Source organism: uncultured Litoreibacter sp. (assembly GCF_947501785.1).
Classification (GTDB): Bacteria; Pseudomonadota; Alphaproteobacteria; order Rhodobacterales; family Rhodobacteraceae; genus Litoreibacter.
This window is the reverse complement of the sequence record NZ_CANMXB010000001.1, coordinates 580,408-605,675: the sequence shown is the minus strand read 5'-3', so window position 1 is coordinate 605,675 and position 25,268 is coordinate 580,408. Positions and strand designations below refer to the sequence as shown.

The window sequence follows — 25,268 nt, the reverse complement described above, 5'->3', positions numbered from 1 at the left end:
CTATGCAAACAGCTCGTGGCAGAGTTCCAGCGCATCGACCAAGGCATCCACCTCAGCCTCAGTGTTGTACATCGCGAATGACGCCCGACAGGTTGCGGTGACGCCCAGATGCTCCATCAAAGGCTGCGCGCAGTGGTGTCCGGCGCGCACGGCGACGCCCTTCTTGTCCAACACGGTAGAGATGTCATGCGCATGCGCAGCACCCTCCAACGTGAAAGAGAAGATCGCGCCCTTGCCTGCCGATTGCCCCTGCACATTGAGCCAGTTCAGCCCGTCCAACCGCGTGCGCGCGTAATCACGCAACTGCCGCTCATGCGCGGCGATGCGGTCCATGCCGACGCCCATCATATAATCAAGCGCGACGCCAAACCCGATCGTTTGCACGATGCCCGGCGTGCCGGCCTCGAACATCATGGGCGGGTCATTGTAAGTGACCGCATCCTTGTGAACCTCGCGGATCATGTCGCCGCCGCCCATGAAGGGCCGCATCTCGGCCATACGATCCTTGCGCATATAGATCGCGCCAGAGCCGGACGGGCCGTAAAGCTTGTGGCCCGTGACCGCGTAGAAATCGCAGCCGATATCTTGCACATCCACCGGCATATGCACGGCGGCTTGCGAGCCATCGACCAGCACGGGCACGCCTTTGTCGTGCGCCCCTTGGCAGATAGATTTCACGTCGACAACACTGCCCAACACGTTTGACAGTTGGGTCACGGCAATCAGCTTGGTCTTGTTGGTGATCGCGCCCAACACCTTTTCTGGGTCGAGGTCTCCATTCGTGTCCACGTCCACCCAGACCAGTTCCACCCCCAACCGTTCGCGCAGGAAGTGCCACGGCACGATATTGGCGTGATGTTCCATCACCGACAGAATGATCTGATCGCCCTTCTGCATGCGGGGCATGGCCCAGCCATACGCCACAGTGTTTATCCCTTCCGTGGTGCCGGTGTTCAAAACGATCTCATCCTCGGAGCTTGCATTTAGGAACCGCGCGATGATGCTGCGCACTGCCTCGTATTTCTCGGTCGCAACGTTGGACAGGTAGTGCAGCCCCCGATGCACGTTGGCGTATTCATGGCTGTAGGCCTTATTGATGGCGTCGATCACCACCTGCGGCTTTTGGGCCGACGCCCCGTTGTCGAGATAGACCAGCGGCTTGCCATTCACCTCGCGGCTTAGGATCGGGAAATCCGCCCGGATCGCATCAATGTCGTAGCTAGCCATTGGGCAGGTCCACCCCGAATAGAATTGCAATGAAAACGAAGATCAAACTAAGTCCGAGCACGACCCCGATCATCGACATAATGATGCCGAACAACACAAGGCCGAGGTTCTTGAAGCCATGGGCAACGGCCACGAAATTGACGAAAATCCAGATCGAGAACAGCGCAAAACCAAAGCCCAGCAAGGCCGCCAACCCAGGCGACAACAGCGCGATAACGATCTGCACCACCTGAATGACGATCAGGATGGTTTGCAGCCAAATCACAATAACAAGGCTGTCGTTAAACGCCCCCTCCCCGCCGAACATCTGGCCGATGTAATGCGTGCAGAACACCATCAGCACCAGCAACCCCCACATCACCAGCGCGAACATCAGAGGCGACGAACTGAACGGCATCAGCTCTTGCGCTTCTGGCGGGGGTGGCACGATAAAATTCATCGCCTGCGCCAACAGCACGGTGACCGCGACGACGACAACAAGGATGGTCCACAAAATCTCGCGCGTGGGTTGGGCGGCCAACACCATTTCGGCCCCCTCCTTCGGGGACTTGAGCGAAAATTGCACCATCTTCAGAAGCTGTGCGATCATGCCAATGCCTCCTTACGCCATTCCAACGCAATCAGGTTGTTGATCCAGAGAAACAAGAACGCCAAAAAGACCATCACCGACGCCAAATTCATGCCGGGACCGGGGCCCACAAAGCCGGCGATCAGCCCTTGGAACAACACCACCGGCGCCGTACAAAGCAGCGCCCAGAACAAGGCGAGCCGCGCGTCCAGCCACACGCCTTTTGCGCCTAACGCTTTCACCACCAGATGCGACAAGGCTGCCAGCAGCAGGAACATCAATGGCGCAAGCAAGACGGTTCCGTAGAACATCGGCAATGCCAGGCTGGCGACGGGTTCTTCGCGACCTTCCAGCGAGGCGAAATGCGATTGTCGGGACAATTCTGGCAAGCGTGCCACGAAGAACAGAATGCAGGCGATGAACAGCCACATCAGGCCCAAAGCCTCATCCGCGCCGCCTGCCCGATGGGCACGCATCACCTCTCGTGGCGCGCGATAGCTGCGCAATATGGCCGAGACGGTCGACATGGATTAGCCGCCGCGCCGTGACAGCCAGTCCTCAAGACGATGATGAAGCGCATCGGCAAGCTGTTCGTCCTCAATCTCTTCCAACGCTTCGGCAAGGAAGGCCAAAACCAACAAATCCTGCGCGTTCTTCAAAGGAACCCCTCGTGACTGCAGGTAGAACAACGCATCTTCATCAATCGCGCCCGACGTCGAGCCGTGGCTGCAGGCCACATCGTCGGCATAGATCTCCAGCTCGGGCTTTGCGAGGAACTGGCTATCCTCATCCAGAAGCAGCGATTGGCTGATCTGATAGCCGTCGGTTTTCTGCGCGCCTTCTTTGACGAGGATCTTGCCTTGGAAGACCCCGACCGCGCCGTTGCGCAGGACCTTCTTGAAGACCTGACGGCTTTCGCAGTTCAGCGCGTCATGCGTAATGAAAACCGTGTCGTCGTGGTGGAACACCCCGTCGCCAACTGCCGCGCCTGCAACAGATGCTTTTGCGTCATCGCCCGTCAGCTCGATCACGCATTCATTGCGGGTCAGGACACCGTTGGCGGTCAGCGTGAAGGACTTGAATGTGCTCTCGGTTCCTAGCCGCGCAAAGATATGCGTGGCGGCACGACGTTCATGGTCCCGCCCTTGGGCGCGGACATGGTGGAAAGCAGCGCCATCAGCAATGTCGACCTCCATCACCTTGTTGAACCGCGCCGCAGCTGGTCCGTTCTCGGTGATGGTGACATCGCCGCCCTGCTCCACCTTGATCACATGGTGCAGGATCGCGTCGGATGTTTCGGATGCGTGCCGATAGATGAGACTGATGGGTTTGCTGACCTTGCCCGTCACGCGCACCAGCACGCCATCCGTGGCCATGGCTGTGTTCAGCGCCGCCAGCGGGCGTTGAACAGGACTTTGGCCGTTCAGTTCAAGTGCGCCATATAGGCCTTTGGCCCAATGAATGTCGGCAGACGCCGTGTCCGCCAGGCGCGAGATTTCGACGTTTTCCAGGCTCAGATCATCAGACGCATCGGCGTCAAACACGCCGTCCACGAAGACCAGCTTCAGCCGGTCCACATCGTCAAAGAGTTGCGCTTCACCAGACTCAAACAGCGCAGCGGGGGTCGGCTCGGCGCTGACCAGCGTCGCAGGATCGGTGTATTTCCAATACTCGTCGTGCTTGCTGGGCAGGCCCATGCCGCGCAGGCGGGCAAGTGCGGATTGCCGTGCGTCTTTGGCCCAGCCTGTATCGCTTACTTTCAAGTCGTCCAACACGCCGGAGCCGGACTGAACTTCTGCCATACCCATCAGGCCACCTCAGCCAGCAAGTCGGCATAGCCGTTGTTTTCAACTTCCAGCGCAAGCTCTGGCCCGCCGGATTTGATGATCTTGCCATCGGCCATGATATGCACCACGTCCGGTTTGATGTGGTCCAACAGGCGCTGGTAGTGGGTGATCACGAGGAAGGAGCGGCCTTCGTCGCGCAGCGCGTTGACACCGTGCGACACCAACTTCATTGCATCTACATCGAGGCCGGAATCCGTCTCATCCAAGATGCACATCTTGGGCTCCAACATGGCCATTTGCAGGATTTCGTTGCGCTTCTTTTCACCGCCGGAGAAGCCCACATTGACCGGGCGCTTCAGCATGTCCGCGTCGATCTCAAGATCTTTCGCCTTGGCGCGGATCACTTTCAGGAACTCGCCCGCAGACAGTTCCTCCTCGCCGCGCGCTTTGCGCTGGGCGTTCACGGCGGTGCGCAAGAAGGTCATATTGCCCACACCCGGGATTTCAACGGGGTATTGGAAGGCCAGAAACAGGCCTGCGGCGGCGCGTTCTTCGGGCTCCATCTCCAGCAATTCTTCGCCATTCAATGCAGCCGACCCGCCAGTGACCTCGTACCCGTCCTTGCCGGACAGCACGTAGGACAAAGTCGACTTCCCCGAGCCGTTCGGCCCCATGATCGCGTGCACTTCGCCCGCGCCAATTTTCAGGTCCACACCTTTGAGGATTTGCTTTTCCTCTTCTTCAAGGCCGACTTGCAGGTTTTTGATTTCCAACATTATCTTTTCCTTATTGTATCCTAAGCTCGCTGCGTGCCTCTTCTACGGCAGCAGGCATAGAGTCATCTATTTAGCTGCATCCACTGTCACCGCCGTACCTTGAATAGAGACCGAAATCATTCGGCCACCACCTGACAGGACCTGAACTCCAACAATGGCGTTGCCTCCTGCCTTCTGGGCTTTCTCCCGAATATCTTTCAAAGCAATCTCCCTGGCTTGATTTAGCTTCCACTCAATCTGTCCAGAGCGTCCCCCAAAAAAGTCCGTGAAGCGAACAATGATGTCGCGCATGAAGTTTGAACCCATCACGACTTCGGAAAAAACCAGGCCATGATAAGTCGTTATCGGCCTGTTCTCGATTGAATGTGTGGTGCTGATTATCATCCAACAGACCCTTCAAGCGAAATCGCAACCAAAGCCTGCGCTTCCATGGCAAATTCCATCGGCAATGCCTGCAGCACTTCCTTGCAGAACCCGTTGACGACCAAGGCCACGGCCTCTTCCTCGTCCATGCCGCGTTGACGGCAATAGAAAAGTTGGTCGTCATCCACTTTGGACGTCGTGGCCTCGTGCTCAACGCGGGATGAGTTATTTTTCACCTCGATGTAAGGCACCGTGTGTGCCCCGCATTTGTCGCCAATTAACAGCGAGTCGCATTGCGTGTAGTTGCGCGAGTCCTTGGCACGTGGGTGCATCGACACCAGCCCACGATAGGTGTTCTGCGCCTTGCCCGCCGAGATGCCTTTGGACACGATCCGCGACTTGGTGTTCTTGCCCAAATGCACCATCTTCGTGCCGGTATCGGCCTGCTGCATGTTGTTGGCAATCGCGATCGAATAGAACTCGCCCTGGCTGTCGTCGCCGCGCAGAATGCAGCTTGGGTATTTCCATGTGACAGCGGAGCCGGTTTCAACCTGCGTCCACATCACTTTGGACCGCGCTCCACGGCAATCGGCGCGTTTGGTGACAAAGTTGTAGATCCCGCCCTTGCCGTCTTCGTCGCCCGGGTACCAGTTCTGGACGGTGGAATACTTGATCTCTGCGTCTTCCTCCAAAACCAGCTCCACCACGGCGGCGTGCAACTGATTGGTGTCGCGCATCGGCGCGGTGCAGCCCTCAAGGTAGGACACGTAAGAGCCCTTATCGGCAATGATCAGCGTGCGCTCGAACTGGCCGGTATTTTCCGCGTTGATGCGGAAATAAGTGGACAGCTCCATCGGGCATTTGGTGTTCGGCGGCACGTAAACAAACGACCCGTCCGAGAACACAGCCGAATTCAGCGTCGCAAAGAAGTTGTCCGACTGCGGCACGACCGTGCCCAGGTACTTTTTCACCAGCTCAGGGTGGTCCTGGATGGCTTCAGAGATCGAGCAGAAGATGACGCCGGCTTTCTTCAATTCCGCTTGGAAGGTTGTGCCGACCGAGACCGAGTCAAACACCGCATCCACGGCAACCTTGCGGCCCTCAGCAGGCATGTCTTCAGCGCCTTCGACGCCGGCAAGGATCATCTGCTCTTTCAGCGGGATGCCCAGCTTCTTGTAGGTTTCCAACAGCTTGGGGTCGACGTCGTCCAGCGACTTCGGCTTCTCCGCCATGCTCTTTGGCGAGGCATAATAATAGATGTCCTGATAGTCGATCTTGGGGTAGTCGACCATCGCCCACTCAGGCTCTTTCATCTGCTTCCAGCGTTCAAACGCTTGCAGGCGCCACTCGGTCATCCACTCCGGCTCGGCGTTCTTTTCCGAGATCAGCCTCACGATGTCTTCGTTCACGCCGATGGGCGCGTAGTCCATCTCGATCTCGGTTTCCCAGCCGTATTTGTAGGCCCCGCCAACTTCGCGGACCGCATCTACGGTGTCCTGATCAACGCCGTCTTTGACATCTGTGTCGAGTGACATCGGGTTCTCCTTCTAGGCCGCTTTGGCCAGGTATTTCTTTTGTGCGGCGCACCACGCGTCTGCGAAGCGCAAAATCTCTTCCTCGGTCGTCTCTGGGCCCAAGGAGACCCTGACAGCACTGGCCGCCGTCACATCGTCATAGCCCATCGCCTGCAGCACGCGGCTGGACTTCACCTTGCCGCTGGAACATGCCGACCCCGCGCTGATCGCAAACCCAGCCAAATCCATCGCCATCACCTGCGTCTCGCCCTTCCAACCCGGCGTGGCGAAACACGACGTGTTGGGCAGCCGAGCCGCGCCCTGTCCTACGAAGATAGTTTGCGGGGCTTCCGCCTCAATAGCCTTTTCTAGAATCTTTCTAAGTTCTGCAACCCGATCCCAGACCCCATTTGCCAAATCACGCGCGGCCGCCTCTGCCGCCGCGCCAAAACCGGCGATTCCGACGACGTTTTCGGTGCCAGACCTGCGTCCCATCTCTTGTCCGCCGCCCTTGATGCGCGCCTCTACGTCGAGGCCTTGGCGCAGCACAAGCGCGCCCGTGCCTTTCGGGCCGCCCAGCTTGTGCGCCGAGATCAGGGCCATCTGTGCGCCGGACCAGGCAAATGACGTGGGCAGCTTGCCAAAGGCTTGCGTCATGTCGCTGACCGCCAACCCTTTCGGTAGTTCTTGCAGAACGCCGGTTTCGCTGTTTGCCAGCTGCAACGCGGTAACCTCTGGCTCCGACGCGTCAACCTGACCAATCGCATCCACCGGCAACGTGCCGGATGTCCACGCCCCGACTGCGTCATGTTCAACCGCGCCGCTTGAATACGTCCCTGCACCACAGGCCAAGGCCGCAGCTTCGGTCGCCGACGAGGTAAACACGATGTCAGCGCCCGAGGCGCCGAAAGCGTCAGAAATTTGTGCCCGCGCGCGTTCGATCAATCCTTTCGCCGCCCGCCCCTCTGCGTGTACCGAGGACGGGTTGCCCGCAATCTCCATAGCCGCAACCATGGCCTCGCGCGCCTCCCGGCGCAGCGGCATGGTCGCGTTATGATCAAGATACACGCGGGCCATTAGTCGTCTACCACCTCAAACAGGTTGGGCACTGCGGGGCATGGCGTCAGCTCGTTGCCGATCACATCCGACAACCGCGTTTGGTGCAAGAAGACGTAGACATGCGCCGACAGGCTTTCCCACAACCGGTTGGTCATGGACTGCGCGCGCGATCCAGAGGATGCGCCGGACGCGCCCGCCCCGGTGTGCAACGCGTTCACGGTCTCGTCGACCGCTTCGAGAATTTCAGAAACGCGGATTGCGTCAGGCGATTTGGCCAGTTTGTAGCCCCCGCCCGGACCGCGCACCGATTCAACAATGCCCGCGCGACGCAACTTGACAAAGAGCTGTTCCAGATAGGGCAGCGACACGTCCTGGCGCTTTGAAATCTCGCCCAACGAGACCAGCTCTGAATTAGAGGCCAATGCGAGGTCGGCCAGTGCCACCATCGCGTAGCGCCCTTTTGTGCTTAGTTTCATGACCCTCTCCTGCCAGCTGCGCGCCGATTCCCATTGACGATGGCCCAGCCGGGGCTTACGTCAGATGGACCGTTGGCGGCGGCGTCGCTCCAACTTAGAACGTTTCTAAATTACCTGAGTGAAGTCGTCAAGATTGCACGACCACCAGACCGCACGAAGGACAAGAGAGCCCGTATGCCCGAAGTCATTTTCCCTGGACCCGAAGGGCGTCTGGAAGGCCGTTACCACCCCCACAAAGGCATGAAGGACGCGCCCATCGCGATCATCCTGCACCCGCACCCGCAATTCGGCGGCACAATGAACAACCGCGTGGTCTACAACCTGCATTACACGTTCCACAACATGGGCTTCAACGTGTTGCGGTTCAACTTCCGCGGCGTGGGGCGTAGCCAAGGTGAGTATGACCAAGGCATTGGCGAATTGTCCGATGCGGCGTCTGCGCTCGATTATTTGCAGTCGATGAACCAGAATGCCAAACATTGCTGGGTTGCGGGCTTCTCATTCGGGGCGTGGATCGGCATGCAGCTTCTGATGCGCCGCCCTGAGATCACCGGCTTCATCTCTGTTTCCCCGCCTGCGAACATGTACGACTTTTCGTTCCTCGCGCCCTGCCCGTCCTCCGGTTTGATCATCAACGGCACCGGCGACCGCGTCGCGCCGCCTGCTGACACGGAAACGCTTGTTGGCAAATTGCATGAGCAAAAGGGCATCACCATCACCCACCAGCAGGTCGAAGGCGCGGGTCACTTCTTCGAAGATGACCACATGGAGACGCTGACCGGATCGGCGGAGACATACGTGAAACGCCGCCTGACCGAGAATACACGCTAATATGGGCATCACCGACGACATCGCGGATGAGCTGGCGATTGAGGCCCTGAAGCTCGAAAAAGCGACGGGCGACGAGAAAATCGTCAACAAGGTCTCGGAAATTCTTGGGGCGTCCTCGCAGACGACCCAAGAGGCCTATTTGACCTCTGTTCGGGTTCGGCGGGCGGAAGAACGTGCGCGCACCTTCTTGGCAGACACCGCGGCAGCCCTTAAGTCTGGTGAGACACCCGACTAAACGCGTTGGATTGTGAGACCCCGCCGCCCAATGCCTTGGCGGGACGTCTTGAGCTGACAGCCGCCCGCCAGGCGTGAGCGTACTGCATTTTGTATTCAGGAAGGGACCACCCATGGGCCGTATTTTATCTTGCACCTCTGTGACCGCAATTTTGTTTGGGATGACCACGTTACAAGCCTCTGCTGACGTCACGTCTGCCGACGTTTGGGACGCGCTGAAAGCGCAGATGTCGGTCTACGGTAATGTAACGGCAAGTGAGACCAATTCTGGTGGCAGTCTCTCTGTTTCGGACATTGTGATGGCCACCAATGTTGAGGACATCAACACCTCAACCGCCCTGTCGGGCTCAATCGTGTTTCGTGAACTTGGTGACGGCACGGTTGCGATCGATTTTCCTGGCAGCATGACCGCAGACATGACCGTTATGGAGGCAGGTTCTGCCCCTGCCACCATCTCCGTCACCTTCGCGCAGCAAGGCATGACCATTCTCGCCAGCGGCGACCCCGGTGCCATCACCCATGACTTTTCGGCCCCGTCCATGACATACAGCCTGGCGAATTTCATTGTGGAGGGGCAACCGATCACCGCCAACTTCACACTGGATTTGACCGATACCGCCGGATCGTGGCTGAGCGAGGGCACCGCCACGCGGCGGCAGAAGGCCGACTACACCATCAGCCAAATCGCGTTTAAGGGGCTGTTTGCGGACCCCACAAGCCCGGACAAAGGCGCTTTCAACGGCGCCATCAACGACATCAAGGTCACGTCGGACAGCAAGGTGCCCGAAGGGATGGCTGACCTGAAGCCCGAGGAGCTGTTTACCACCGGCTTCGCGGTCGATGCCGACATGTCGTTCGGCATGACAACATATGATGCCCAGATCACCGCTGAAGGTCAGGCGACGGAAATCAAAGGCACTATCGGGAACGGCAGCTTTGGCTTGGGTATGGACGGCGAGCGTATCCGCTATTCCACCCAGAGCAACTCGGTCGACATATCCGGCGCGGTGACCGGCCTTCCCTTCCCTCCTGTCGACGTGCATTTCGACACATCGAGCTTGGACTTTCTGATGCCTATCGGAAAGACGGACGAGGCACAGGATTTCACCGCGGCGATCAAGATGAAGGGCGTCACGGTCAGCGACTTCCTGTGGGCCATGATCGACCCTGGGCAGCAACTGCCGCGCGACGCGGCCAACGTGGTGGTTGACCTAAGCGGCAAGGCGAACTGGCTGGTCAACATCTTCGACGAAGCTGCCATGGAAACCACCAAGATGCCTGGCAAACTGGAAAGCCTGGCGTTGAACGACCTTGAAGTCACGGTGGCCGGTGCGTCGCTGACCGGGTCAGGTGCGTTCACTTTCGACAATAACGACCTGCAATCATTTGGCGGCATGCCCCGCCCGTTGGGCGCAATCGATCTTGCGATGTCCGGCGGGATCACACTGCTGGACAAACTTACCGCAATGAACCTCGTCCCGCAGGAACAGGCCATGGGTATCAAGATGATGACCGGTATGTTCACGAAACCAGGTGCCAGCCCGGACACGTTGACCACCAGGATTGAAGTGGATGCCTCGGGCGCGGTCTTGGCCAATGGTCAGCGAATACAATGACGCCTTGACCACAAGCCGGCCCCGGGCGCTATATTGCCCGGCGCCCAGGTTTTGAGGTGACCCGATCATGGCTTCACAGACCACAACACTCGCCGTAAGTGGCATGTCCTGCGCCGCCTGCGCTGCGCGCGTGGAACGCGCGCTGACTGCGGCGCCGGGCATTTCCAGCGCATCGGTCAACCTCGCCACCGAGCGCGCCACCATTTCCTGGGAAGGCGCGCGACATACCGCCTCGACACTGGCCGAATTGGTCACCGCGGCGGGGTACCCCGCGTCGCCCGCAACGACAGTCGACCAATCAGACACCGACGCACGCCGCCAGCAAGACACCCAAGCGCTTCGACGCGAGACGGTGATCGCCGCAGCGCTGACCCTGCCGGTTTTTCTGTTGGAAATGGGCAGTCATTTCGTGCCCGGCGTCGGCGCGATGGTTGACGCAAGCATTGGCCGGACCAATAGCTGGCTGCTGCAGTTCGTGTTGATCACCCTTGTTCTCGTCTGGCCGGGACGCCGGTTCATTGCGAAGGGCTGGCCCGCTTTGTTTCGGGCAAGGCCGGATATGAACTCCCTCGTTGCATTGGGAACGGGGGCGGCATGGATCTATTCCTGCGTTGCGCTGTTTGCCCCGGCGCTTTTGCCCGAAGGGACCGGCGCGGTCTATTTTGAGGCCGCCGGGGTGATTGTTACATTGATCTTGCTTGGCAGATGGTTCGAAGCACGCGCAAAAACGCGCACCGGCGCGGCCATCCGCGCCCTGATCGCCCTGCAGCCGCGCACCGCGATGGTCCAGCAGGGCACCGAATGGCTTGAAAGACCGCGGGAGGCATTGCAGGTCGGCGACATCATCCGGTTGCGCCCTGGGGAGGCGCTTGCCGTTGATGGCGTGGTCCGCTCAGGTACCAGCTGGGTCGACGAAAGCATGATCACGGGCGAGCCCACCCCTATTGCCAAGACAATCGGCGACCCGGTGACCGGTGGTACGGTCAACGGCACAGGCAGCCTTGAATATCGCGCAACCGCCGTTGGCGAGGCGACTGTTCTGGCCAACATCCTGCGTCTGGTAAGCGATGCCCAGGCCGCTAAGCTGCCCATTCAAGCCACGGTCGACAAGATCGTTGCATGGTTTGTCCCCGCGGTATTGCTGATCGCGATGCTGACGGTGGCAGCCTGGCTGGCGCTGGGCCCCTCGTTGGATCTGGCGCTGGTTGCAGGCGTGTCCGTCCTCATCATAGCCTGCCCCTGCGCAATGGGGCTTGCGACGCCAACCTCCATCATGGTGGCAACTGGTCGAGCGGCTGAATTGGGCGTCATGTTTCGCAGGGGCGACGTTTTGCAAACCATGTCCGAGGCCAGCGTCATTGCCTTCGACAAGACCGGCACGCTTACCGGGGGCAGACCTTCCGTCACGTCCATCCACGTGGCGGACGGTCATGATCAACGCGATGTCCTGCAAGCCGCTGCTGCCATTGAGGCCCACTCGGAACACCCGCTGGCCCACGCGGTTGCTGAGGCAGCAGCCAGCTATACCGGTCCAGAGCTTGCAGTAACCAACTTCCGGTCGGTCACCGGGATGGGTGTCACGGGCGTGGTTCAGGGCAGTCAGATTGCCGTCGGCAACGCCGCTTTGATGGACCAGCTCGGCGTCGACATCACCACCTCTCAAGAGCAGGCTGCGGCGCTTAGCGGCACCGGTGCGACGCCGGTTTTTGTCGCCGTGGACAAGGCATTCGCCGCGTTGCTCGGCGTCTCTGACGCGCTGAAACCGGATGCGGTAGCGGCCGTGACAGCCCTTCGCAAAGCCGGAATTCGCACCGCTATGATTACCGGCGACACCCAGCAAACAGCAGATGCGATCGGCGCGGAGCTTTCCATTGATACCGTCATAGCCGGGTGCCTGCCCAATGAAAAAGCGGCGGTGCTTGCAGACCTATGCGAGGGATACGGGAAATTGGTCTTTGTGGGCGACGGCATCAACGACGCCCCTGCCCTCGCCTCGGCTGATATTGGCGTTGCGGTCGGTACCGGCACGGATGTGGCAATTGAGACGGCGGATGTCGTTTTGATGTCGGGCGCGCTGTCCGGCGTTGAGACCGCATTGCGGGTCAGCCGCGCCACCATGCGCAATATTCGGCAGAACCTGTTTTGGGCCTTCGCCTACAACGTCGCGCTGATCCCGGTGGCCGCCGGCGTGCTTTATCCTGTGACCGGCACCTTGCTGTCGCCAATGCTTGCCGCGGGCGCAATGGCGCTGTCGAGCGTTTTTGTCCTGACCAACGCGCTGCGGCTGCGTCGGCTTTAGTCAGGCCTATTGCTTGGCCAAGATGCGCAGCACAACCTCAATTTAGAATTATTCTAAATTGAGGTTGGCATTCTCTGCTGCCTGCTTATGTTTTGAGGTAGGACCATAGGGTTTGTGCCATTGGCCAGGCCCTCGAATTCAACGTTTGGAGGAACCTCGCATGACACAGACAGCCCTCAACCTGCCAAAAAACGCCTCGGCGGCTATCATTGAACAGCTGAACCAGTCATTGGCCGAAACGACCGTGACAACGATGCTGGCGCAGAATTTCCACTGGAATGTGACAGGCATGGCCTTTGCTCCGCTGCACGTCCTGTTCCAGCAAATCTATGAAGATCACTTCGCGGGCCAGGACGACCTTGCGGAACGGATCAAGGCGCTTGACGGTCATGCGGAGGGCACCTTTCGCGGCATGTTGAAGCGCTCAAAAATTGCCGAGCATGAGGGAACCGCCAGCGACAGGGACATGATCGAAAAGATGCTTGCAGCCCAGGAGACGCTGGCCGCAACCATTGCAGGCTGCGGCGAGGTCGCCGCTGAACACGGCGACACATTGACCGAGGATCTTTGTATCGCACGCGGTCAAACCCACGAAAAATTCGCCTGGATGCTGCGCGCGCATCTGCGTTGATCCGTGGACCGAGAGGGGGTCCTGCGCTGTTACGCCGCGGCTGAATGCCGTCTCCTCCCCCTCAGATACCCCTTAGCGCGGCGCCATGCGGATGGCGCCGTCCAGACGGATGACCTCGCCATTCAGCATCGCGTTTTGCGTGATGTGGCTGACCATCGCTGCGTATTCGGACGGATCCCCCAGCCGGGAAGGAAATGGAACCTGCGCGCCCAGCGACGCCTGAACATCCTCCGGCAAGCTGCTGAGCAGCGGGGTCATGAAGAGCCCCGGCGCAATCGCGCAGACGCGGATACCCTTGTCCGCAAGATCGCGCGCCATAGGCAGCGTCATTCCGACGATGGCACCCTTTGAAGTGGCGTAGGCCAACTGCCCGATTTGACCATCGAACGCCGCAACTGACGCTGTGTTTACGATCACCCCTCGTGCGCCGTCGCTATTGACTGGCTCGTTTGCGGCCATCAACGCCGCCGCCTGACTGGCCACGTTGAAGCTTCCTAAAACATTGACTTTCATTACTTTTTCGAAGCTCAACGGATCGTGGGCTGCGCCACGCGACACCGTCTTTTCGCCGATGACAATGCCTGCACAATTGACGGCGATCCGCAAAGGCCCGCCGGCCGTCACAGCCTCACCCAAGCCGGCTGTGACTGACGCAGGATCGGACACGTCCACTTTTATGAAGGTTCCCCCAATGGTCTCGGCATGAGCGCGGCCCTGCTCTTCATTGAGGTCAAATAGCACCACGTACAGGCCGTCCTCGGCCAATTTGCTTGCGGTTGCGGCCCCGAGCCCAGAGGCCCCGCCCGTTACAATGGCGCATCCGCCGTTCCAGTCCTGCATGGTGATTTCCCTTACCAAATCCAGCCCCGCGCCCTTGGCGCGATCCGGTCATTAAAAGACAGTTAATTTTTGGAAATCTCGCTATAGCCCCCTCATTGGGGGGCGCAAATGCGTCAGGGTAGCGCATTGAAGACAAACAGCGCCTCGCCGTCGATCTCGTAGCCGTTGATCAGCTGCTGCGCTTTTGAGGAGGTCAGCCACATCTCCAGCGTGCCGGCCGCCTCCGCATTCACATGGGGGTGGTTTTCTGGGTTTACCGGAAGATACGCGTATTGGTTAAACAGTGCCGGATCGCCCGCAAACAGCAGCGCGAGGTTACCCTTGTTGCCAAAGTTCAGCCAACTGGCGCGATCAGACAGAATGTAGGCGTCCAGCGCCGACGCCGTGTTGAGGCTTGCGCCCATGCCTGCGCCGACTTCTTTGTACCAACCTTCAAACGTCGCCGGGTCGCGCTCGGCTGCGCGCCACAACGATTGCTCCATCTTATGTGTGCCGCTTTCGTCGCCGCGACTTATGAACGACGCCCCCTTTTCCGCGATGCGCTGCAGGACGGAGGTCACAGTCGGCGCGTTGCCGATACCGGCTGGATCGTCGGATGGGCCGACCAGCACAAAATCATTGTACATGATTTCGCGGCGATGGGTTGCGTGACCATCGGCAACGAAGGTTTCCTCCGCCGCTTTGGAATGGACCAGAATAGCATCAACGTCGCCTGCCCGCCCGAGCCGCAATGCCTGCCCCGTCCCCACGACCAGCAATTGAACATCCATCCCGGTTTCGGCCTTGATCTCGGGCAACAAGACATCCGACAGGCCGGAATTGTGAAAACTGGTGGTGACCGCCAGCTTCATCGTCTCCGCGCCGAGCGGGCTGGCCAGCAAGATCATCAAGGCGGCTAGGACACGGATCACTCGACAATATCCCCTTTCAGGAATGACCTGGCCTCCGCCGTATGCGGGCCAGCAAAAAATTCTTCGGCCACGCCCTGTTCATGCAGCGCACCGTTCAAAAGAAACACGACATTGCGCGCAAGGCGTTTGGCCTGGCCCAAATCATGGGTGGTCATTATGATATGCGTGCCGGATTTGGCGGCCTGCTGCAACAGCGTTTCGATTTCTCTGGTCGAGCGACCATCCAGATTTGCGCAGGGCTCGTCGAGAAACAGAACCTGAGGTTCACGGATCAGCGCACGTCCCAACGCCAGCTTCTGCCGTTCGCCGCCCGACAATCGTGGCGCAGGGCGCTCAAGCGCATCCTGCAATCCGATACGGCCTGCCCATTCTGCCACCCGCTCTGCAATGGCGGATTTCTCCATCCCCAGCAGTTGCAAAGGATATGCCAGATTTTGTCCGACCGACCTGCGCAGCATGATCGGGCTTTGAAACACATAAGCCTGCGCCTGGCGCGCCTCATCTTCCGGCATCGACCATGTTACCGCCCCCTCAGACAGTCGCTCCACGCCATGCAGCACCTTCAACAGCGTGGTTTTACCCGCGCCGTTTGGCCCCAACACGATGGTGAAGCCGGACATGTCCAGATCCAGGGTGATGGGGCCTAGCACCGCCTTCCCCCGGCGTTTCACGACAGCATCGGACAATTGGACCGAGATGGGCTGGCTCACCAGGTGCCCTCCCTCTCCGTGCGGGACAGGGCATGGATCGCAAAGTTGACCAATAGCGCGAGCGCAATCAGCACAAAGCCCAACCCCAAGGCCAGGGCAAAGTCACCTTTGCCGGTTTCCAGCGCAATCGCGGTCGTCAACACGCGCGTGGCGTGGTCAATGTTACCGCCGACAATCATAATGGCCCCAACCTCCCCAATAGCGCGGCCAAATCCCGCCAGAGCCGCCGTGAGAAGCGTGCGCCTTCCGTCCCAGATCAAGGTGGCAACCCGCTGGCGTTTGGTGGTGTTGAGCGAAATTAGCAGGTCGTGATACTCCGCCCACAGCTCCCGCATGGCCTGGTGGGTTATCGACGCGATCAACGGTGTGATAATAATCACCTGCGCGATGATCATCGCCGTCGGGGTAAAGAGCAGTCCCATCACCCCGAAAGGTCCGGACCGGGACAACAGCAGATAGACGATCAGACCTACAACTACCGGCGGCAGCCCCATAAGCGCGTTCAGCGTAGCGATAGTGGCACGACGGTATCTGAAGCGACGAATGGCAAGCCATGTGCCGAACGGCAACGCAATGGCAGAGGCAATGACGAGCGCAGTCAGGCTGACCTGAAGTGAGCGCAGAGTGATCTCCACCAAATCCGCGTTCAGCGTGAATATCAGCCGGAACGCCGCCTGAATACCGGCCCAAATCTCATTCATGGTGTCGCGGCCCTACCCCTCAACCGCGCGTCAGTTATCAAGCCGCACGGCAGAGCCCGTGGCGCGCTCCTGACTGGAAAAACCGGCCTCGTTCAATACCATATTCGATCCAACCGCGATGATGGCAATCGCCAAAAAGGCTGCAAGCATGGCTTTCATCTCAGTTCTCCTCCTGCACCGTTGCAGTGCGCAGATACTCGATCAGGTCATCCCGGTCGGATTGCTTCACAATGCGCTGCATCGGCATTTTCGTCCCCGGAATGTAGTGATCCGGCCCCTCGTCAAACAAAGCATTGATCGTCTCCCGGGACCAGACAATTTCTGACCCATCAAGGATATCAGAATAGGCGTAATCAGGCACGGTTCCCGCCTTTCGGCCAAAAAGCCTGTGCAAACTTGGCCCCGCCTTGCGCGCGCTACCTGCGGTCAGCGTGTGGCAGATGGAACATTTCCGCTTAAACTGGCGCTCTCCGTTTGGCAGCGTTTTCGGATCCTCGAGAAAACTTCGTTCCGCCCCGTCCATCTGGCCGTGTTCGGTCAGCGTCTCCACTGGCCAGCCATACAGTATGTCTTCGATCCCGCCCGCATAGATGCTGCCGCCAGCGGGCGAAAAGGCGAGCGCCCAGATCGGCCCGCTCTGAGTTGCCCTGAAATCCCGGGTGATTTCGCGTTTCTTGGTATCAATCACCATTATGAACCCCTCCCCGTCACCAACGGCCAATTGGTTGGTGACCACGTTGAAATCCATTGCCAGGATCGGGCGGCGGTCCAGCGTGAAATCCGCAATTGGATCACCTGTTTCCAGATCGACTATCCGGGTGCCGCCATCCACGGCGCCGTAAGCCAACCAGCCGGCCTCCTCATTCAACTCCAGCTCGTTCACACCGAAACCATGCTTGACCAGCACATGCGTCTGAGACGCGGTTGCGACGTCCCAAACCCGGATCGTGCCGTCGGCGGAGGCAGAATAGAGCGTCGTGCAATCGGACGAAAACGCAATGTCGTTCACGCCTCTGTCATGCCCCTCCAACGCGCGGCGTTTTGGGTAGTTGCCAATGCCGACCATGATGTCGCCAAGAGATGGTCCGACATCCCAAACAGCAATTGTTGCGTCCCAACTGCCGCTGGCGATCAGATTTCCAGTTTCGCGACAGATATCAAGCGAGGTCACTTTCGCTTCGTGTCGGCCCAGTTCTGCCCCGCCACCGTCATCGGCCCAGACATTGACTGCGAAGTCATCGCCGCCCGAGGCCAGCAAAAAATTCGAGTAGTAGGCCACCGTATTCACGGCCGCGCGGTGCCCGTCCAACCAGGTCGGGGCGTCGCCATTCCAAACCCCAACTGAGTTGTCGAAGCTCGCGGTCGCGATCCTTCCGTCATACGACACCGCAATGTCCATGATCGGTCCGCCATGGCCTTTGAGCGTAAAGAATTCCTGCGCAGCCAGCGGGGTTGCGAGGAACGTCGCTATGGCAAGCGCACGAAGCATCTACTCAGCGGGCGTCGCGCTTTCAGGCGCTTTGTCGCCCTTGGCCAATTCTTCCTCCGCCCAGATCGAATGGTGCTCGCGCGCCCATTGCTCTTCCACCTCGCCGGAGCCCATTGCGTCATAAGCGCCCTCCATGCCGACAGTGCCGATGTAGATGTGAGCGAAGATGATCGCGATCAGCACGAAGCTGACAATTGCGTGCCAGAGCTGCGCGTATTGCATCTCCTCATGCGGGGCGAGCGTTTCGCGCAATTCGCCCAAGCCCAGCGCGCCGGAGATGCCGAAGGAATTCAGCTTGGCAAAGGTGGCCGCGAACATGTTGATTTCGAAAGGGAACAGCAGCGCGAGGCCCGACACGGAAATCGAGGTACCCAGCACAATCACGGACCAGAATATCAGCTTTTGCCCTGCATTGAACTTCTTGGCCGGCGGATGCCCGTCCGAGAAGATACCGCCACCCTTGCGGATCCAGTTAAGGTCAGTGCGATCTGGCAAATTATGGATCACCCACATCACAAAGATCATCACCAGCGCCAGCATGAAGGCCCACGACACGTTGTTGTGGATCCATTTTGACGCCACGGCGAGGAAGGAAAACGTCTCATGCCCGAAAGCCGGGATCAGCACTTTGCGCCCGAACAACGAGATCAAACCGGTGATACCCAGCAGGATAAACGACCCTGCCAACAGCCAATGGCCGAAACGCTCAACCGCCTTGAAGCGGGTGATCCGGCGGCCCGTCTTCTCGCCGTCAATGGTAATACGGCCACGTATCATGAGGAATGCGCCGAGCAGCCCCAACGTAATGAGCAACAAGTAGGCACCATAGACGGAGAGCGGCCCCTCGCGGAATTCAAGCCACTTCATGCCGCCATCCTGGATCAAGGTGGTCGCGGTGGGGCTGTTGTTAGACGCAGTGATATTGGCAGATCCGAACCGCAACGCGCGCCACAGTTCCGGGTCGGACGCACCGCCCAATGTGCCAAGTTGGCTGGCAATGCCAGCGGCGCTTTCCTGGTCGCCCGTCGCCTCGCTGCGGAAGGCGTTGTCGACTTCCTCGCCCCGTTGCCGGGCCATTATGTCTTCAAGCGTCTGCGCACCGCCAGTCACACTGCGGTCAGGTGCCTCCCCCTCTTGCGCGTGTGCGGTCGAGATGAATGACAAGGTCAGCATCAAAGCAATCAGGGTGCGCAGCATTTTGTTTCCTCGGATTGTAGATGGGCGAAAAAGGGCGACCCGCTCGGATCGCCCTTTCTGTTCACATATCCAGATCGGGCCTGTTAGCCGTCCTGGCGACCATAGGCCGAACCCCAACCCCATGCGCCGGAGCCGAAGCCACGGGCAACGACCCGTTCACGGTAGATGCCGGACACGATGTCACCATCACCTGCCAGCAGCGCCTTGGTCGAACACATCTCGGCGCAGATCGGCAGTTTGCCTTCTGCGATCCGGTTGCGTCCGTATTTCTGGAACTCGGCTGTGGAATGGTTTTCCTCCGGCCCACCGGCGCAGAAGGTGCATTTGTCCATCTTGCCGCGGGACCCAAAATTGGCCGCTTGCGGGAATTGCGGCGCGCCGAAGGGGCACGCGTAGAAGCAATATCCACACCCGATGCAGAGGTCTTTGGAGTGAAGAACCACCCCTTCCTCATTCTGGTAGAAGCAGTCTACAGGGCAGACCGCCATACAAGGCGCATCGGAACAGTGCATGCAGGCCACGGAAATCGACCGTTCACCCGGTGAGCCGTCATTGATGGTGACGACTTTCCGGCGGTTGATGCCCCACGGCACCTCATGCTCGTTCTTACAGGCAGTGACGCAGGCGTTGCATTCAATGCAGCGTTCGGCGTCGACGAGAAACTTTGCTCTTGCCATGTCTTGGTCCTCCTTACGCTACCGAGATTTTGCAGAGAGTGGCTTTCGTCTCCTGCATCTGGGTTACTGAATCATAGCCATAGGTCTGCGCGGTGTTGGAGCTTTCGCCCAACACATACGGATCCGCGCCGTCGGGGTATTTGCCCCTCAGGTCTTCACCTTCCAGATGGCCGCCAAAGTGGAACGGCATGAAGGCGACGCCCTCACCCACACGTTCGGTCACCATGGCCATCACTTTGACCTTGGCGCCTTCCGGGCCTTCCACCCAGACCTGTTCGCCATCCCTGACGCCCAAGTTGTTGGCATCGCGGGTGTTGATCTCGACGAACATGTCCTGCTGCAGCTCAGCCAGCCACGGGTTGGACCGGCTTTCATCGCCGCCACCCTCATACTCGACCAGACGACCGGATGTCAGGATCATTGGATAATCCTTCGAGAAGTCGTTCTTCTGGATCGAGGCATACATGGTCGGAAGCCTGTAGAACTTCCGGTCCTCATATGTCGGGTAGTCGGCCACAAGATCGCGGCGGTTGGTGTAAAGCGGCTCGCGGTGAACCGGCACTGGATCAGGGAAGGTCCAGACCACGGCACGTGCCTTGGCATTGCCGAACGGCGCACATTCATGCGCAATGGCCACCCGCTGGATGCCGCCTGACAGATCGGTTTTCCAGTTGGTCTTCAGCCCTGCGATACCGTCGATGACGGCGCGTTCTTCCGCCGTCAGCTCGCTGTCCCAACCAAGGTCCATCAACATCTGCATGGTGAATTCGGGGTATCCGTCCTGGATATCCGAGTCCAAGCTGTAGACGCCTTCGGCCAGAAGGTTGTCACCGTCGCGTTCCACGCCGAAGCGCGCGCGGAAGGTCAGGCCACCCTCGGAGACACGTTTGGACATGTCATAGAGGTTGGGTGTGCCGGGGTGCTTCATCTCGGCAGTGCCCCAGGACGGCCATGGCAGGCCGTAATAGTCGCCATCCGCCGGTCCGCCCACAGCTTGCAGCGTCGTTCTGTCGAACGTGTGCTGGTTGGCCATGTGCATCTTGATGCGGTCAGGGTCCTGGCCGGTATAGCCAATGGTCCACATGCCTTTGTTGAATTCGCGTGTAATGCTCTCAACAACAGGCGTCTCGGCATCTTCCATCTCAATGTTGCGGAAGAAGCGGTCGGCCCAGCCGAATTTGTTGGCGAATTTGGCCATGATGACCTCGTCCGGCAGGCTTTCGAACAGCGGGTCGACAACCTTGTCGCGCCACTGGAAGGACCGGTTCGACGCCGTAACCGAGCCACGGGTTTCGAACTGCGTACAGGCCGGCAGCAGGTAAACGCCATCCGTTCTGTCATGCAGCACCGCTGAGACCGTTGGATATGGGTCCACGACGACCAGCATATCGAGCTGCTCCATCGCGGTCTTCATCTCCTTCATCCGGGTCTGCGAGTTCGGCGCATGGCCCCAAAGCACCATGGCGCGCACCTTGTTCGGGTTGTCCATGTTCTCGGGGTCTTCCAGCACACCGTCGATCCAGCGCGACACCGGAATGCCCGTCAGCTGCTGCAAGGACTGGTCCTTGCCTTCCGCGTTCTTGGAGGTGGCAAACTGGCCTTTCAGCCAATCGTCATCCTCACCCCAGACACGGGCCCAATGGGCCCATGATCCGGCAGACAGGCCGTAATAGCCAGGCAGCGTATGGGACAGAACGCCAAGGTCAGTTGCGCCCTGCACGTTGTCGTGGCCACGGAAAATGTTCGTGCCACCCCCGCTTGTGCCCATGTTGCCCAGCGCCAACTGCAACACGCAGTAAGCGCGCGTGTTGTTGTTGCCGTTGGTGTGCTGCGTGCCACCCATGCACCAGATCACGGTGCCGGGGCGGTTGTTGGCCATGGTCCGCGCAACGCGCTTCAGCTGAGAGCCGGGTGCGCCGGTGACGCGTTCGACCTCTTCAGGGGTCCACTTCGCAACTTCTTCCTGAATTTGGTCCATGCCCCACACACGGGTGCGGATGAACTCTTTGTCCTCCCAGCCGTTGTCGAAGATGTGCCACAGGATGCCCCAGACCAGAGCCACGTCGGTGCCCGGACGGAAGCGCACATACTCATCAGCATGGGCCGCCGTGCGGGTGAACCGTGGATCGCAAACGATCACGGGCGCGTTGTTCTGCTCTTTCGCGCGCAACAGGTGCAGCAGGGAAACAGGGTGCGCCTCAGCTGGGTTGCCGCCGATGATGAAGATCGCTTTGGAGTTGTGGATGTCGTTGTAGCTGTTGGTCATGGCGCCGTAGCCCCATGTGTTTGCTACGCCAGCAACCGTGGTGGAGTGACAAATCCGTGCCTGGTGGTCGACGTTGTTGGTGCCCCAATAGGCAGCGAACTTACGGAACAGGTAGGCCTGCTCGTTATTGTGCTTCGCGGAGCCAAGCCAGTAGACCGAGTCCGGCCCGCTCTCCTCGCGGATGTTCATCATGCCGTCGCCGATCTCGTCGATCGCTTGCTCCCAGCTGATGCGCTTCCACTCTCCGCCCTCTTTCTTCATCGGGTATTTCAGGCGGCGCTCGCCATGGGCGTGCTCCCGAACAGCGGCCCCTTTCGCGCAATGCGCGCCAAGGTTGAACGGGCTGTCCCAACCGGGCTCCTGCCCCGTCCAGACGCCGTTGCTGACCTCTGCCACAACGGTACACCCGACAGAGCAGTGGGTGCAGACAGATTTGACCAGCTCAACCGCGCCGTCGGCTGCCGTTTGTGCCGTTGCCTGGGTGACCGAGCCCCCCGTGGCCGAAATTGCAGCAAGGCCACCAATGGCCAAACCGCTGCCGCGCAGGAAGCTGCGGCGATCTACGGATTTTTCCGCGATGTCAGACAGGATACCGGTCCGCTGGGGGCGTCGCGCTACCCCGTTGGTCTTTTTCCTTAGCATTTTAGTTCCTCCCCTGAGCTTACCCACCACTTGTTGGGCTTGCAGGATTTCGAATGGACCTCGTGGCAGTCGGGCGTCACGCAACCAGTCGCCGTGAGGGTCGTCATTGACGGCGTCCTAGAAGCGGGCGCTGTCGAGATAGGCGCGGGTATGCGCGGTGTCCTGCATCTTGTCGGATGTCAGGTCTGCTGGTCGCGCCTCTGCCTCGGTCGTGCCGGTGGCCAATGCCACAGCAGCAACCGGCGCGGTCGTGCCAGCCAGTTTCAGAAAATCGCGGCGGCTTGTGCCGTCCTCAGTCTTCTTGGTCATGGGATGTCTCCCCTTCCTGTTGGTGGCGGGCATCCCCGCCGGTTTCATCGCAGATAGCTAGCCTGCGGTCATTCTGAACGCCTCGCGCTCAATCTCCATGAATGCCTTGCCCACGCTGCCAAGCGAGGCATATAGAACCGAGTTTTTCGCGGCCTCCAGATCGGCATAGAAATGTCCCGCCCATGGGGCGATGTGCTTGTTAAAGAACTGCTTTTGGTCGTCGAGTGTCGCAGGCGTGCCGAAGCGGCCCACGATCATGCCGCCCATCATCTCCATCAAAGAGGCGATGTTATCCTCTGGCTCGTACACGTTCTGCGCCCGCGTCATGCCGCGCGTCGCCATGTCGGTGCGCAAAGCAGCCAAGGGTTTTTCGTTCAGAAACCCCGTCAGGTAGTAACTGGCATAGGGCAGCAACTCGCCGCGCCCCAAACCTATGAACAGCGCGTTGAACTCGCTTTCGACCTTCTTGGGCTTGGTGGCCTTCGCAACGCGCGACAAACCACCGATGGCCTTGCCAAGGTCGCTTTCGTCGCCCGAAAGGCCCGCGCATTGATCCAGAAGGATTTGGTCAGGCGGGCCGGACAGCATCAACCCCAAGAAGTTGTAGAGGTCAGCGCGAAGCCGGTCCTCTGAGGCCACCTTGGTGTCAACAGCTGCACTCACGCGGCGCTCTCCTCTCGTCTGAATTTCATGCGGCGCGGTGTCGGGGCGGCATATGCCTCTTCGATCTCCGCGTGGGGATCGGCCTCCTCCAATTCAACGATCTCGTCTTCAACGGATGCGAGCAGGACGTCTTCTTCCTCGACCTCGTCTACAATTTCGTCCTCCGGCTCAGGCGGGGTTTCCTTCTCCGCCGCTTGTCGCGCCATTTCCTCAACATGCTTCAACATGCCTTTGCCGACCTGATAGGCGGTCTGCATGTTCTCAATGACGGTCGCCTTGTCGGTAAAATCCTCACCGTAATCGACCAGCATATCTACATTGGCCAAAACGGGGTTGGATCGCCAAAGCGTGCGCAATGCGCGCCGGCGGATACGGTCCGGGACAGCCTGTGCCATGAAGGCCTTGAAGTCGTCGCCCATCTTCAGCGTGTCCGGGTCCGGCAATTCAAGCGTTGCCAAAATCTCAGCGTCGCTCAGCTCTTCAAGCTCGGCATGTTCTTCCGCCAAAGCCTGCGCCTCAACAGCGGCCACTTCGGCTTCGGCTTCAGCCTGTACCCTCGCCTTGCGGCGGGACCAGAAATTCTGCTCCCCGCTCAATGCACCGTTTCCTTGGTGGAGGGCGCGCGGTAGACATCGGCCGCCTGCCGGATACGCGCGTCGCCTATCCCGTCTTCCTTCAGATCAACGCGGGCGTTCTTGCGCTTGCGCTTCACAAACACCTCATCTTCGTGGTGTTGCTCAACATAGTCGCGAACCCAGGCAATGAGCCCTTCGGGCATCGGCACTTTCTCGACCAACTCTTCGCCGGTATCGGCGTAGTCCTGTGCCTCGTAGGGTGATGCCGTGGCCAGTACGAACTCAAGCGGATGGCCGCTGCCGCTTTCGCGCATTACCACATAGATAGATGGCACTTTGGCTGACAGCCCGTGCAGATACGCCTCTGTGTCCGTCCGAAACAGCTCAAGCGGGACGGTCGCGGCGTGATATTCTATGGTGTCGCCGTCGCGGCGCAATTCTTTCCAGCTGGCCTCGCCTGCGCCCGGCAAAACGGCAACTGCTTTCCAGATATGGCTGACCCAGCGCGTAACGCCAGGCACCTTGCGGATCACAATCCCCAAGGGCATCGAAATGGATTTTTGGGTAGCGTTTGTCACATTCCCCCCGGCGAGCGTCGTGCTTGCTGTCAGCATCGTGCATGACGCATGGGCAATCTCAAAACGATTTTTGCGGCGGGTTTGATCACAATCACGGGGTTCTGCGACGCGGCATTTTCTCCGCGAAACCTGCGCCGGCTGTAGCGGCTGAATAATAACGGTGGCGCTAACATCTCGCCTGCTTTCCAAGTGTTTTAGTCATGAATTTCCTTTGCAATCGCAGCATTGATTGGCGGGCTGCGGAATGGACGAAACGGGTTTACGCCGCCACAGAATCACGACTAGCGTTGCAGGTGCTGGCGCCACGGGCCGTTCCGGCACATAGGAGA

At 59.4% G+C, this 25,268-nt stretch carries 27 protein-coding genes; 5 read left to right on the top strand and 22 right to left on the bottom strand.

Annotated elements, in window-relative coordinates:
* The 9 genes from Q0899_RS03065 to Q0899_RS03025 all read right to left on the bottom strand — a co-directional run bounded on the left by Q0899_RS03065 (position 1) and on the right by Q0899_RS03025 (position 7,770).
* Positions 1–1,227: a cysteine desulfurase gene (locus Q0899_RS03065; protein ID WP_299191058.1), complete on the bottom strand. Its 1,227-nt coding sequence runs from the start codon at positions 1,225–1,227 to the stop codon at positions 1–3.
* A complete protein-coding gene (locus Q0899_RS03060; protein WP_298291825.1) occupies positions 1,220–1,816 on the bottom strand; it encodes a Yip1 family protein in 597 nt (198 codons plus the stop codon). Before Q0899_RS03060 ends, Q0899_RS03065 begins: the two co-directional genes overlap by 8 nt.
* Positions 1,813–2,322 (bottom strand): hypothetical protein, encoded by a 510-nt coding sequence (locus tag Q0899_RS03055; RefSeq protein WP_298358062.1) that lies wholly within the window; start codon positions 2,320–2,322, stop codon positions 1,813–1,815. The genes Q0899_RS03060 and Q0899_RS03055 overlap by 4 nt, the downstream gene beginning before the upstream one ends.
* Positions 2,323–2,325: 3 nt before the next feature.
* Positions 2,326–3,603: a Fe-S cluster assembly protein SufD gene (gene sufD, locus Q0899_RS03050; protein ID WP_299191057.1), complete on the bottom strand. Its 1,278-nt coding sequence runs from the start codon at positions 3,601–3,603 to the stop codon at positions 2,326–2,328.
* Entirely contained in the window at positions 3,603–4,358 is a 756-nt protein-coding gene (gene sufC, locus Q0899_RS03045) for a Fe-S cluster assembly ATPase SufC (protein WP_298291831.1), read from the bottom strand. Before sufC ends, sufD begins: the two co-directional genes overlap by 1 nt.
* A gap of 66 nt (positions 4,359–4,424) precedes the next feature.
* Positions 4,425–4,742 (bottom strand): YbjQ family protein, encoded by a 318-nt coding sequence (locus tag Q0899_RS03040; RefSeq protein ID WP_298291833.1) that lies wholly within the window; start codon positions 4,740–4,742, stop codon positions 4,425–4,427.
* Complete coding sequence (gene sufB / locus Q0899_RS03035) at positions 4,739–6,256, bottom strand: Fe-S cluster assembly protein SufB (RefSeq protein WP_298291836.1); 1,518 nt, start codon at positions 6,254–6,256, stop codon at positions 4,739–4,741. The genes Q0899_RS03040 and sufB overlap by 4 nt, the downstream gene beginning before the upstream one ends.
* A gap of 12 nt (positions 6,257–6,268) precedes the next feature.
* Positions 6,269–7,312: an aminotransferase class V-fold PLP-dependent enzyme gene (locus Q0899_RS03030; RefSeq protein ID WP_298291837.1), complete on the bottom strand. Its 1,044-nt coding sequence runs from the start codon at positions 7,310–7,312 to the stop codon at positions 6,269–6,271.
* Positions 7,312–7,770 carry an Rrf2 family transcriptional regulator gene (locus Q0899_RS03025; RefSeq protein ID WP_298291838.1) on the bottom strand — a complete coding sequence of 153 codons (459 nt, stop codon included), beginning with the start codon at positions 7,768–7,770 and terminating at the stop codon, positions 7,312–7,314. Before Q0899_RS03025 ends, Q0899_RS03030 begins: the two co-directional genes overlap by 1 nt.
* A 174-nt stretch (positions 7,771–7,944) precedes the next feature.
* Here Q0899_RS03025 and Q0899_RS03020 point away from each other — a divergent pair, with 174 nt between their 5' ends.
* From Q0899_RS03020 to Q0899_RS03000, 5 genes are all read left to right on the top strand, one after another.
* Positions 7,945–8,601, top strand: coding sequence for an alpha/beta hydrolase (locus Q0899_RS03020; RefSeq protein WP_298291839.1), 657 nt, complete (start codon positions 7,945–7,947; stop codon positions 8,599–8,601).
* Between the two features lies 1 nt (position 8,602).
* Positions 8,603–8,836, top strand: a complete 234-nt coding sequence (locus Q0899_RS03015) for a hypothetical protein (RefSeq protein WP_298291840.1) — start codon at positions 8,603–8,605, stop codon at positions 8,834–8,836.
* 112 nt (positions 8,837–8,948) lie between these two features.
* A complete protein-coding gene (locus Q0899_RS03010) occupies positions 8,949–10,451 on the top strand; it encodes a DUF2125 domain-containing protein (protein WP_299191056.1) in 1,503 nt (500 codons plus the stop codon).
* Positions 10,452–10,518: 67 nt separating this feature from the next.
* Entirely contained in the window at positions 10,519–12,750 is a 2,232-nt protein-coding gene (locus Q0899_RS03005; RefSeq protein ID WP_299191055.1) for a heavy metal translocating P-type ATPase, read from the top strand.
* Between the two features lie 160 nt (positions 12,751–12,910).
* On the top strand, positions 12,911–13,381 hold the full coding sequence (locus Q0899_RS03000) for a DNA starvation/stationary phase protection protein (protein ID WP_298291843.1): 471 nt from the start codon (positions 12,911–12,913) through the stop codon (positions 13,379–13,381).
* A 72-nt stretch (positions 13,382–13,453) separates the two neighbouring features.
* Here Q0899_RS03000 and Q0899_RS02995 read toward each other — a convergent pair whose 3' ends face one another.
* From Q0899_RS02995 to Q0899_RS02935, 13 genes are all read right to left on the bottom strand, one after another.
* Positions 13,454–14,221 carry an SDR family NAD(P)-dependent oxidoreductase gene (locus Q0899_RS02995; protein ID WP_299191054.1) on the bottom strand — a complete coding sequence of 256 codons (768 nt, stop codon included), beginning with the start codon at positions 14,219–14,221 and terminating at the stop codon, positions 13,454–13,456.
* A gap of 113 nt (positions 14,222–14,334) precedes the next feature.
* Complete coding sequence (locus Q0899_RS02990) at positions 14,335–15,108, bottom strand: substrate-binding domain-containing protein (protein ID WP_298358299.1); 774 nt, start codon at positions 15,106–15,108, stop codon at positions 14,335–14,337.
* Between the two features lie 20 nt (positions 15,109–15,128).
* Complete coding sequence (locus Q0899_RS02985) at positions 15,129–15,845, bottom strand: ATP-binding cassette domain-containing protein (RefSeq protein ID WP_299195194.1); 717 nt, start codon at positions 15,843–15,845, stop codon at positions 15,129–15,131.
* On the bottom strand, positions 15,839–16,543 hold the full coding sequence (locus Q0899_RS02980; RefSeq protein WP_298358118.1) for an ABC transporter permease: 705 nt from the start codon (positions 16,541–16,543) through the stop codon (positions 15,839–15,841). Before Q0899_RS02980 ends, Q0899_RS02985 begins: the two co-directional genes overlap by 7 nt.
* Before the next feature lie 30 nt (positions 16,544–16,573).
* Positions 16,574–16,702, bottom strand: coding sequence for a hypothetical protein (locus Q0899_RS02975; RefSeq protein WP_298358121.1), 129 nt, complete (start codon positions 16,700–16,702; stop codon positions 16,574–16,576).
* 1 nt (position 16,703) lies between these two features.
* Entirely contained in the window at positions 16,704–18,032 is a 1,329-nt protein-coding gene (locus tag Q0899_RS02970) for a c-type cytochrome (protein WP_299191053.1), read from the bottom strand.
* Positions 18,033–19,229, bottom strand: a complete 1,197-nt coding sequence (locus Q0899_RS02965; protein WP_299191052.1) for a formate dehydrogenase subunit gamma — start codon at positions 19,227–19,229, stop codon at positions 18,033–18,035.
* An 83-nt stretch (positions 19,230–19,312) separates the two neighbouring features.
* Positions 19,313–19,906 carry a formate dehydrogenase FDH3 subunit beta gene (fdh3B, locus tag Q0899_RS02960; RefSeq protein WP_298291851.1) on the bottom strand — a complete coding sequence of 198 codons (594 nt, stop codon included), beginning with the start codon at positions 19,904–19,906 and terminating at the stop codon, positions 19,313–19,315.
* A 13-nt stretch (positions 19,907–19,919) separates the two neighbouring features.
* Positions 19,920–22,814 (bottom strand): formate dehydrogenase subunit alpha, encoded by a 2,895-nt coding sequence (locus Q0899_RS02955; RefSeq protein WP_298358129.1) that lies wholly within the window; start codon positions 22,812–22,814, stop codon positions 19,920–19,922.
* 117 nt (positions 22,815–22,931) lie between these two features.
* A complete protein-coding gene (locus Q0899_RS02950; protein WP_298291853.1) occupies positions 22,932–23,123 on the bottom strand; it encodes a twin-arginine translocation signal domain-containing protein in 192 nt (63 codons plus the stop codon).
* Positions 23,124–23,180: 57 nt separating this feature from the next.
* On the bottom strand, positions 23,181–23,786 hold the full coding sequence (locus tag Q0899_RS02945; RefSeq protein WP_298291854.1) for a molecular chaperone: 606 nt from the start codon (positions 23,784–23,786) through the stop codon (positions 23,181–23,183).
* Positions 23,783–24,382 (bottom strand): DUF3306 domain-containing protein, encoded by a 600-nt coding sequence (locus Q0899_RS02940; RefSeq protein WP_298291855.1) that lies wholly within the window; start codon positions 24,380–24,382, stop codon positions 23,783–23,785. Before Q0899_RS02940 ends, Q0899_RS02945 begins: the two co-directional genes overlap by 4 nt.
* A complete protein-coding gene (locus tag Q0899_RS02935; protein WP_299195191.1) occupies positions 24,379–24,909 on the bottom strand; it encodes a DUF3305 domain-containing protein in 531 nt (176 codons plus the stop codon). Before Q0899_RS02935 ends, Q0899_RS02940 begins: the two co-directional genes overlap by 4 nt.
* Positions 24,910–25,268 lie beyond the last annotated feature (359 nt).